The sequence below is a fragment of the Variovorax sp. Varisp85 genome (assembly GCF_047304045.1).
GTDB lineage: Bacteria > Pseudomonadota > Gammaproteobacteria > Burkholderiales > Burkholderiaceae_C > Variovorax.
The window spans coordinates 42660-52527 of record NZ_JBGLYN010000045.1; the positions used below are offsets into that span (position 1 = coordinate 42660).

The 9868-nt window shown below is 63.3% G+C and carries 9 protein-coding genes and 1 tRNA gene; all 10 read right to left on the bottom strand.

Annotated features, from left to right (window positions below; genetic code table 11):
• Positions 1-5: 5 nt before the first annotated feature.
• A tRNA-Pro gene (locus ACCC97_RS18325) sits at positions 6-82 on the bottom strand.
• Positions 83-108: 26 nt separating this feature from the next.
• On the bottom strand, positions 109-567 hold the full coding sequence (locus tag ACCC97_RS18330) for a MerR family transcriptional regulator (protein WP_007832504.1): 459 nt from the start codon (positions 565-567) through the stop codon (positions 109-111).
• Positions 568-631: 64 nt separating this feature from the next.
• A complete protein-coding gene (locus ACCC97_RS18335; protein ID WP_042673257.1) occupies positions 632-1003 on the bottom strand; it encodes an integration host factor subunit alpha in 372 nt (123 codons plus the stop codon).
• A gap of 5 nt (positions 1004-1008) precedes the next feature.
• A complete protein-coding gene (gene pheT / locus ACCC97_RS18340) occupies positions 1009-3450 on the bottom strand; it encodes a phenylalanine--tRNA ligase subunit beta (RefSeq protein ID WP_413334223.1) in 2442 nt (813 codons plus the stop codon).
• A 43-nt stretch (positions 3451-3493) separates the two neighbouring features.
• Positions 3494-4570 carry a phenylalanine--tRNA ligase subunit alpha gene (gene pheS, locus ACCC97_RS18345; protein WP_413334225.1) on the bottom strand — a complete coding sequence of 359 codons (1077 nt, stop codon included), beginning with the start codon at positions 4568-4570 and terminating at the stop codon, positions 3494-3496.
• A gap of 112 nt (positions 4571-4682) precedes the next feature.
• Positions 4683-5042, bottom strand: a complete 360-nt coding sequence (rplT, locus tag ACCC97_RS18350) for a 50S ribosomal protein L20 (RefSeq protein ID WP_007832499.1) — start codon at positions 5040-5042, stop codon at positions 4683-4685.
• 24 nt (positions 5043-5066) lie between these two features.
• Positions 5067-5270, bottom strand: a complete 204-nt coding sequence (gene rpmI / locus ACCC97_RS18355; protein WP_007832497.1) for a 50S ribosomal protein L35 — start codon at positions 5268-5270, stop codon at positions 5067-5069.
• Between the two features lie 154 nt (positions 5271-5424).
• Positions 5425-6048 carry a translation initiation factor IF-3 gene (gene infC, locus ACCC97_RS18360; RefSeq protein WP_081502643.1) on the bottom strand — a complete coding sequence of 208 codons (624 nt, stop codon included), beginning with the start codon at positions 6046-6048 and terminating at the stop codon, positions 5425-5427.
• A gap of 101 nt (positions 6049-6149) precedes the next feature.
• The gene (thrS, locus tag ACCC97_RS18365; RefSeq protein ID WP_413334227.1) at positions 6150-8057 is read right to left on the bottom strand and encodes a threonine--tRNA ligase; all 1908 of its coding nucleotides are present in this window, start codon (positions 8055-8057) and stop codon (positions 6150-6152) included.
• A 324-nt stretch (positions 8058-8381) separates the two neighbouring features.
• Positions 8382-9713, bottom strand: a complete 1332-nt coding sequence (aceA, locus tag ACCC97_RS18370) for an isocitrate lyase (RefSeq protein ID WP_007832492.1) — start codon at positions 9711-9713, stop codon at positions 8382-8384.
• Positions 9714-9868: the final 155 nt, after the last annotated feature.

The following is a 9868-nucleotide window of genomic DNA, read 5'->3' on the forward strand; positions in this document are numbered from 1 at the left end:
TTTATTGGTCGGTGTGAAAGGATTCGAACCTTCGACCCCTTGCACCCCATGCAAGTGCGCTACCAGGCTGCGCCACACACCGAAGCTCTCGATTATAGCGGTTGAAATTCAGCGTCCGATGGTCAACAGCTCACGAATTTCAAAGAGTTCGCGCCGCAGGTGCAACAACTGCGACAGATCGACCGTCTGCGCAGCAGCGGGTGCAGCGGACTCCTGCACCACCGCGGCGTCGAATTCTTCCTGATCGATCTCGATGGCCTCCACGCCTTCAAGCGGCACCTCTCCTGCCTTGCGACGGTCGCGCTCGCCCTGCACGAGTTCCTGCAGCTTGTTGCGCGCTCCGCTGATCGTGAAGCCCTGGTCGTAGAGCAGATCGCGGATGCGGCGGATCATCAGCACCTCGTGGTGCTGGTAGTAGCGGCGGTTGCCGCGCCGCTTCATCGGCCGCAGCTGCGTGAACTCCTGCTCCCAATAGCGCAGCACGTGCGGCTTGACGCCACACAACTCGCCGACCTCACCGATGGTGAAGTAGCGTTTGACGGGAATCGGTGGGAGCGTTTTCTCCATTGAAATCAAGACTGTGCGCGGGAAACCTTAGAGATTACTCCACCCGGGCGCACAGCACCAAGCACTATTCCGCGCCCAAGCTCCACTCGACTTCGGCTGCGCCGTTCTGGTCGATGCTTCCGTGAATCTGTTCCTTGAGCTTGGCGCTCGCGTGGAACGTGGCCACGCGGCGCTCGCCGATCGGAATCGCCTCGCCGGTGCGCGGATTGCGGCCCGGCCGAGGCGCCTTCACGCGGATCTGGAAGTTGCCGAAGCCCGAGATCTTCACGTCCGTGCCCTCGATGAGGCTGTTGGCCACGAGTTCGAAGAACGCCTCGACCATGTCCTTGGACTCACGCTTGTTCAGGCCGATCTGCTCGAACAGCAGGTCGGCCAGATGCGCCTTGGTGAGCGCGGGCGTTTCGAGAGCCTCGAGCGTGAATTCGGCAGCGTTCATTCCCGTCATCCCCTCAAGCGGCCGCCGAGCGTGGCGCCCAATTGTTCGACGATTGCGCGGACCGCAGGTTCGACCTGCTCGTCCGTCAAGGTGGCGCCGTCGTTCTGGAAGGTCAGGCGAACCGCCATGCTCTTCTCTCCTTGGGCCAGTGCACCGGGCGCAACCACGGCACCATCGCGCAATGGCTGCGGACGATAGATGTCGAACAGCGTCACGTCGCGCAGCAGACCCTGTGCGGCTGTTGCCGTGCGAATGGCCTGTACCAGTGCATCGTGCGTGACGGCTTCGGCCACGACGACGGCGAGGTCGCGCTCCACGGCCTGGTGCTTCGGCACGGGCTGCGCAACCGGCACGGGGCGTGCAGTGACGACGTCGAGGTCGAGTTCGAACAGCACCGGCGCCTGGGCGAAGTCCCACTTCTGGCGCCAGCGCGGATGCAGTTCGCCGACGAAGCCGATGGCCTTGCCATCGACCAGCACACGTGCCGAACGGCCCGGGTGCAGCGCAGGATGCTCAGCCACTTCGAAGACCGGCACGAGCGGTGCAAGCAGTGCCTCGACGTCGCCCTTGACGTCGTAGAAGTCGACACGGTTCGGCTTGCCGTCCCAGCGCGCCTCGTCGGCATCGCCCCAGGCGAGGCCCGCCACGCGCATCGGCTGATTCACGCCGCGCACGGTGCTGTCGGTGGTGACGACGCTGTCGTCGCGCATGAACACGCGGCCCAGCTCGAACACGCGCACGCGCGGCGCCTTGCGGTCGAGGTTGAACTTGAGCACCTGCAGCAGCGAGCCGAGCAGCGACGAGCGCATCACGCTCATCTGGCTGGCGATGGGGTTCAGCAGCTTGATCGGGTTGGCATTGCCTGCGAGGTCTTGCTCCCAATGCGCTTCGACGAAACTGAAGTTGATCGTTTCCTGATAGCCCAGCGCTGCGACGCTGCGGCGCACCGCGAACCGGCTGCGCTGCGCCTCGGGCCGCACGCGGGCGGTGATGGGTGCGAGCGGTGCGATGGTCGGCAGGTTGTTGAAGCCGATCAGGCGCGCGACCTCTTCGATCAGGTCTTCTTCGATCAGCAGGTCGAAGCGGTGCGGCGGCGGGGTCACGGTCAGCATGCCTTCGCCTTCGGTGATCGCGAAGCCGAGGCGGCTCAGCGCATCGGTGCACTGCGCCTGCGTCAGCGGCATGCCGATCACGCGCGAGGCGCGCGCCACGCGCAGCGTGACGGGCACGGCCTCGGGCACGCGCAGCGTCTGGTCGTCCATCCTACCAGCCTCGCCGCCGCAGATTTCAATGATCAGCTGCGTGATGCGCTCGATGATCTGCACCGTGCGGCTCGGATCGACACCGCGCTCGTAGCGGTGACCCGCGTCGGTCGAGAAGTTGAAGCGGCGCGAGCGGCCCTGCACCGCCTCCGGCCACCAGAACGCGGCTTCGACGTAGATGTTGCGCGTGTCGTCGGAGACCGAAGTGGCGTCCCCGCCCATGATGCCGGCGAGCGATTCGACTTCACGGTCGTCGGCGATCACACCGACCTTGTCGTCGACGGTGATGGTGTTGCCATTGAGCAGCTTGAGCTGTTCGCCCGCCTTGCCCCAGCGCACCGTGAGGCCGCCGTGGATCTTGTCGAGGTCGAAGATGTGGCTGGGCTGGCCGTACTCGAACATCACGTAGTTCGAGATGTCGACCAGCGGCGTCACGCTGCGTTGGCCGCAGCGCGCGAGGCGCTCGACCATCCACGCGGGCGTGGCGACCTTGGTGTTCACGCCGCGCACGATGCGGCCGGAGAAACGACCGCACAGGTCAGGCGCCTCGACCTTGACAGGCAGCACGTCGGCGAACGACGTGGCCACCGGCTCGATGGCCGGGGTCTTGAGCGGCGCACCCGTGAGCGCGGCAAGCTCGCGCGCCACGCCGTAAACACTCAGGCCGTGCGCCAGATTGGGCGTGAGCTTGAGCGTGAGCAGCGCGTCGTCGAGCTTGAGTACGTCGCGCACGTCGGCGCCGATGGGCGCATCGGCAGCGAGTTCAAGCAGACCGCCGTGGTCTTCGCTCAGCTTCAGTTCGCGCGCCGAGCACAGCATGCCCTGGCTCTCGACGCCGCGCAGCTTGCCCAGCTTGATGAGAAAGGGCTTGCCGTCTTCACCCGGCGGCAGTTCGGCGCCGACCAGCGCGCAGGGCACCTTGATGCCGACGCGCGCATTGGGTGCGCCGCATACGATGTTGAGCAAGGCGCCCTGCCCCGCGTCGACCTGGCACACGCGCAAGCGGTCGGCATTGGGGTGCTGCACGGCTTCCTTGATCTCGCCGACCACGATGCGGGTAAAGGGCGGCGCCACGGGGCGGCGCTCTTCGACCTCGAAGCCGCCCATAGTGAGCGTTTCGGCCAGTGCGGCGCTGTCGAGGGGCGGGTTGCAGAACTCGCGCAGCCAGGATTCCGGGAATTGCATCTCTTCGATCTCGTATTCGGTTTCTGTTTCTATGGACGGGTGCTTACTGGAACTGCGAGAGGAAACGCAGGTCGCCGTCGAAGAACAGGCGCAGGTCGTTCACGCCGTAGCGCAGCATGGTGAGCCGGTCGGGGCCCATGCCGAAGGCGAAGCCGATGTATCGCTCGGGGTCGAGCCCCATGTTGCGCACCACGTTCGGATGCACCTGGCCCGAGCCCGCCACCTCGAGCCAGCGGCCGGCCAGCGGGCCGCTCGCGAACTGGATGTCGATCTCGGCGCTGGGTTCGGTGAACGGGAAGAAGCTCGGGCGGAAGCGCAGCACGAGGTCATCGCGCTCGAAGAAGGTGCGGCAGAAGTCGGTGAAGACGACCTTCAGGTCCTTGAAGCTCACGTTCTCGCCGAGCCACAGGCCTTCGCACTGGTGGAACATGGGCGAGTGGGTGGCATCGCTGTCGACGCGATAGGTGCGGCCCGGCGCGATCACGCGGATCTCGGGCGCCTTCACGGTGCCGGTGGTGTCGGCTGCAGCAGCGGCGAATTCGGCCGCGTACTTCTTGATGTGCTGATGCGCGTAGCGAACCTGCATCGGGCTGGTGTGCGGACGCAGGTTGTAGGGAATGCCGTCGTCGCCATTCAGGTCGACGTAGAAGGTGTCCTGCATCGAACGTGCAGGATGATTCGGCGGGTTGTTGAGCGAAGTGAAGCTGTGCCAGTCGCTCTCGATTTCGGGGCCGTCGGCCACGTCGAAGCCCATGCTCGAAAAGATCTCCTCGATGCGCTCCAGGGTGCGGCTCACGGGATGCAGTCCGCCGGAAATGCGGCGACGGCCGGGCAGGCTCACGTCGAGCGCTTCGGCGCGCAGTTGCAGCGAGAGTTCTTCGTCGGCCAGTTGCTGGCGGCGCTCGGTCAGCGCAGCCTCGATGGACTGCTTGCCCACGTTGATTGCGGCGCCGCGGGACTTCTTCTCTTCGACACTCAGCGCGGCCATGCCCTTCATCAGCTCGGTGATGCGGCCCGACTTGCCGAGGAACTGCGCCTTGGCGTTTTCGAGCTCTGCAGGTGTCTTCGCCTGGGCAAAGGCGGCGCCTGCGGTGGCTATCAGGGAGTCCAACTCGTTCATAGCAACAAAAATCTTCGAGGGGAAATAAAAAAGAGCTGGAGCCTTTTCAAGCGCCAGCCCTTGAGCCGTGGGCGCAAGAAGCCGTCCGGAGACGGCAACCTGCTGTGCAAAATCAAGCAGCCAGCTTGGCCTTGACCTGCTCCACGATGCCGGCAAAAGCGGCCTTGTCGTGCACGGCGATGTCCGCAAGCATCTTGCGGTCGATCTCGATACCGGCCTTGCGGATGCCGTTGGCGAACTGGCTGTAGGTCAGGCCCAGTTCACGCGAGGCGGCGTTGATACGCGCGATCCACAGCTGACGGAACACGCGCTTCTTGGTACGACGGTCACGGTAGGCGTATTGGCCTGCCTTCATCACCGCCTGTTTGGCGACGCGGAAGACATTGCCGCGGCGACCGCGGAAACCCTTGGCGAGTGCGAGAACTTTCTTGTGGCGGGCGCGAGCCGTTACACCACGTTTGACGCGAGGCATGTGTGTACTCCTTGTTCGTCTGAGTTAAATGCCACGGCCGGGCAGCATGGCGGCGACAGAAACCATGTTGGTCTCATGCACTGCGACTGCACCACGGAGGTGACGCTTGTTCTTGGTGGTCTTCTTCGTCAAGATGTGACGCTTGAAGGCTTGACCGCGCTTGACGGTGCCACCGGGACGAACGCGGAAACGTTTTTTCGCGCTGCTCTTGGTCTTCATTTTGGGCATGTGAATGCTCCTTTAGTTTGTGCTCGTGAGGCGCCATGGATACTCCACGGACTTGTTGGCCCCGAGACACTTCTTTATCTCGCCCCTGCCCGCTCTTCTTTCAAAGTGCCGGCAACGGCGAAATCCCTTCAAAACCCTGACTGCTGCAAACGCCTCAGGCAGTTGCAGCCGGCGCCGTTGCCGGCGCAGCGTCTGCTGCCGGCTTGGAAACCCCGCCGCCGGCCTTCTTGCGGCCCGGCGCGATCATCATGATCATCTGCCGGCCTTCGAGCTTCGGGAACTGCTCGACCATGATCAGGTCGCCCAGTTCGTCGCGAATGCGCTGCAGCAATGCCAGACCCAGCTCCTGGTGCGTGATCTCGCGGCCGCGGAAGCGCAGCGTGATCTTGCATTTGTCGCCGTCCTCAAGAAAGCGCTTGATGTTGCGCATCTTGATGTTGTAGTCGCCATCGTCGGTACCGGGTCGGAACTTGATTTCCTTGACCTCGATGACCTTCTGCTTGGACTTCGCCTCGGCCGCCTTCTTCTGCTCGTGGTACTTGAACTTGCCGTACTCGATCAGGCGACATACCGGCGGGTTGGCCGCCGCGACGACCTCCACCAGATCCACATCGGCCTCGCCGGCGAGGCGCAAGGCCTCCGAGAGGCTCATAACACCCAATGGCTCGTTTTCCGGGCCTACAAGGCGGACTTCCGGGGCCATGATTTCCCGGTTCAGGCGGTGTTGGCGTTCCTCGCGGTGGCGGCGGTCGCGAAATGCAGTAGCGATGGTCAGAATCCTTCAAAAATTGCTACAAAATCTGTAGCGAACGCCGGTCAGTCCTCGCGGACAAGCGGCACGATCTGGCTAGGAAACATATGGGGTGTTTCAGAGGCAAATCAACGCTTGTCGGCAACGTCCTGGACGAGCCGTTGCACGAACGATTCGAGGGACATTGCTCCGAGGTCTTGATTGCCCCGGGCGCGCACTGCGACGGCACCTGCTTCCTTTTCCTTGTCGCCCACGACGAGGATGTAAGGGAGCTTTTGCAACGAATGCTTCCGTATTTTATACGTAATCTTCTCGTTGTGCAGATCCAGCTGGACCCTAAGCCCTTGATTCTGCAGCGTTTTCGCCACTGAAGCAGCGTAGTCGGCCTGCCCTTCGCTGATGTTGAGCACCGCCACCTGCACCGGAGCGAGCCATGCGGGCAGTGCGCCGGCATGGTGTTCGATCAGCATGCCGATGAAGCGCTCAAGGCTGCCGACGATGGCGCGATGCAGCATCACGGGGTGCGCGCGGCCGCTCGATTCCGTCACGTACTCGCCGCCCAGGCGCTCGGCCGTGTTGAAGTCGACCTGCATCGTGCCGCACTGCCACTGGCGGCCCAGCGCGTCCTTCAACGTGTATTCGATCTTCGGGCCGTAGAAGGCACCATCGCCCGACGAGATGATGAAGTCAACGCCCGAACGGCGCAGCGCCTCCATCACCGCATGCTCGGCCTTGTCCCACAGCTCGTCGGAGCCGACGCGGTTGTCGGGCCGCGTGGCCACCTTGTAGAGGATGTCCGTAAAGCCGAAGTCGGCATAAACCTTCTGCAGCTGCTCCGTGTACGCGATGCACTCGTCGAGGATCTGGTCTTCCGTGCAGAAGATGTGGCCGTCGTCCTGCGTGAAGCCGCGCACGCGCATGATGCCGTGCAGCGCGCCGCTGGGCTCGTTGCGGTGGCACTGGCCAAACTCGCCGTAGCGCAGCGGCAGGTCGCGGTAGCTGCGCAGGTCGCTCTTGAAGATCAGCACATGGCCCGGGCAGTTCATCGGCTTCAACGCATATTCGCGCTTCTCCGACTCCGTCGTGAACATGTTGTCGCGGTAGTTCTGCCAGTGGCCCGTTTTCTCCCACAGGCTTTTGTCGAGGATCTGCGGACCCTTCACTTCCCAGTAGCCCGTGTCGCGGTAGATGCCGCGCATGTACTGCTCGACCTGTTGCCACACGGCCCAGCCCTTGGGGTGCCAGAACACCACGCCCGGCGCTACTTCGTCGATGTGGAACAGGTCGAGTTCCTTGCCAAGCTTGCGGTGGTCGCGCTTCTCGGCTTCCTCGATGCGCTGGATGTACTGGTCGAGCTGCTTCTTGTCGGCCCAGGCCGTGCCGTAGATGCGCTGCAGCTGCTCGTTTTTGGCGTCACCGCGCCAGTAGGCGCCGGCCAGCTTCGTGAGCTTGAAGACCTTCAGGAAGCGCGTGTTCGGCACGTGCGGGCCGCGGCACATGTCGACGTATTCCTGGTGGTAGTACAGGCCCATGGCCTGCTCGTCGGGCATGTCCTCGACGAGGCGCAGCTTGTAGTCTTCGCCGCGCGACTTGAAGACCTCGATGACTTCGGCGCGGGGCGTCATCTTCTTGATCACGTCGTAGTCCTGCGCGATCAGCTCGCGCATGCGCGCCTCGATGGCGGCCATGTCCTCGGGCGTGAAGGGGCGCTCGTAGGAGATGTCGTAGTAGAAGCCCTCGTCGATCACGGGCCCGATCACCATCTTGGCCGTCGGATAGAGCTGCTTCACCGCGTGGCCCACCAGGTGGGCCGTCGAGTGGCGGATGATCTCCAGGCCCTCGTCGTCCTTGGGCGTGATGATCTGCAGCCTGGCGTCGTGGTCGATGACGTCGCTGGCATCGACCAGCCGGCCGTCGATCTTGCCGGCCACCGTCATCTTGGCGAGCCCGGCGCCGATGGACTGGGCGACTTCGGCCACCGAAACCGGGCCGGGGAACTCGCGGCGCGAGTTGTCGGGGAGCGTGATCTGGATCATGTGGAAACCTCGGGAGAAAAACAAAAAGCGCGGTGGATGCCGCGCTTTGCCTGGTTGAAGAGCTGGCGGAAACCAGCGAGCGCGGGGCTACCGGCCTTTTCCTTCGAAGAAGAAAAAGCCGCTGAATCCTTGCGGAGTAGTTCGCGGTGTCATAACCAAGATGCCTTTCTCGCTCTTGTTGAGTGCAGAGGCGCGGATTCTAACTTCTGCCCGTTCAAGCTGCGGCCGCGGCGCCGTGGAGCCCCGGCGCCTCGTCGGGTTGCCCATAAAAAAGCCCGGCGCGTGGCCGGGCTCGAGAGTGACAGCGAAAACCGCGTCCGCGGATCAGTGGAACTGCTCTTCCTCGGTCGAACCCGACAGCGCCTTCACGCTGGACGAGCCGCCCTGGATCACGGTGGTCACGTCGTCGAAGTAACCCGCGCCCACTTCCTGCTGGTGCGACACGAAGGTGTAGCCCTTGTCGCGCGCGGCGAACTCGGGTTCCTGCACCATGTTGACGTAGTGCTTCATGCCTTCGCCGCGGGCATAGGCGTGGGCGAACTGGAAGGTGTTGAACCAGTTGACGTGGATGCCGGCCAGCGTGATGAACTGGTACTTGTAGCCCAGCTCCGACAGGTCTTCCTGGAACGAGGCGATCTGCTTGTCGTCGAGGTTCTTCTTCCAGTTGAAGGAAGGCGAGCAGTTGTACGACAGCAGCTTGCCAGGGCAGGCAGCGTGCACCGCCTGTGCGAATTCGCGGGCGAAGCCGATGTCCGGCACGCCGGTTTCGCACCACACCAGGTCGGCGTAGGGCGCGTAGGCCACGCCGCGGCTGATGGCTTGCTCCAGGCCGTTCTTCACGCGGTAGAAGCCTTCCTGCGTGCGCTCGCCCGTCAGGAAGGGCTTGTCATTGGCGTCGTGGTCGGAGGTGATCAGGTTCGCGGCTTCCGCGTCGGTGCGGGCCAGCACGATGGTGGGCACGCCCATGACGTCGGCGGCAAAGCGTGCCGAGATCAGCTTCTCGCAGGCTTCCTGTGTCGGCACGAGCACCTTGCCACCCATGTGGCCGCACTTCTTCACGGCGGCCAGCTGGTCTTCGAAGTGCACGCCGGCCGCGCCCGAGGCAATCATGTTCTTCATGAGTTCGAAGGCGTTGAGCACACCGCCGAAACCGGCTTCCGCGTCGGCAACGATGGGCAGGAAGTAGTCGATGAATTCCTTGTCGCCGGGGTTGATGCCGCGGCCCCACTGGATTTCGTCCGCGCGGCGGAAGGTGTTGTTGATGCGACGGACCATCGTCGGCACCGAGTCGTACGCATAGAGCGACTGGTCGGGGTACATCGTCTCCGACGTGTTGCCGTCGGCGGCGACCTGCCAGCCCGACAGGTACACGGCTTCCAGGCCGGCCTTGGCCTGCTGCATCGCCTGGCCGGCGGAGATAGCGCCGAACGCGTTCACGTAGCCCTTCTTGGCGCCGCCGTTGATCTTGTCCCAGAGTTTCTCGGCACCGCGCTTGGCCAGCGTGTGCTCGATGGGGAAGGAACCGCGCAGGCGCACGACGTCTGCCGCGCTGTAGCCGCGCTTGACACCCTTCCAGCGGGGGTCGGTGGCCCATTCTTTTTCGAGGGCGGCGATCTGCTGTTCGCGGCTCAGTTGTTCTGTGAGGGTCTGGGGCATGGTCACTCCGTGAGGTTGATTGAAGTTTGGCGCTGCGGCCGTGGAGTTACTTTAATCGAATCGCAGACTCTTATGTCTTATATAAGACATATTTTTCATCAAACAAAATCAACAACTTATGGAGATATTTCTCAATTCAAAATTATTTTTATAAT

What these genes read in the sequence shown, in the direction of transcription:
- pheT (WP_413334223.1), bottom strand. Translation starts at nt 3,450, where the DNA reads ATGCAATTCCCGGAATCCTGGCTGCGCGAGTTCTGCAACCCGCCCCTC.
- rpmI (WP_007832497.1), bottom strand. Translation starts at nt 5,270, where the DNA reads ATGCCCAAAATGAAGACCAAGAGCAGCGCGAAAAAACGTTTCCGCGTT.
- ACCC97_RS18330 (WP_007832504.1), bottom strand. Translation starts at nt 567, where the DNA reads ATGGAGAAAACGCTCCCACCGATTCCCGTCAAACGCTACTTCACCATC.
- aceA (WP_007832492.1), bottom strand. Translation starts at nt 9,713, where the DNA reads ATGCCCCAGACCCTCACAGAACAACTGAGCCGCGAACAGCAGATCGCC.
- ACCC97_RS18335 (WP_042673257.1), bottom strand. Translation starts at nt 1,003, where the DNA reads ATGAACGCTGCCGAATTCACGCTCGAGGCTCTCGAAACGCCCGCGCTC.
- thrS (WP_413334227.1), bottom strand. Translation starts at nt 8,057, where the DNA reads ATGATCCAGATCACGCTCCCCGACAACTCGCGCCGCGAGTTCCCCGGC.
- pheS (WP_413334225.1), bottom strand. Translation starts at nt 4,570, where the DNA reads ATGAACGAGTTGGACTCCCTGATAGCCACCGCAGGCGCCGCCTTTGCC.
- rplT (WP_007832499.1), bottom strand. Translation starts at nt 5,042, where the DNA reads ATGCCTCGCGTCAAACGTGGTGTAACGGCTCGCGCCCGCCACAAGAAA.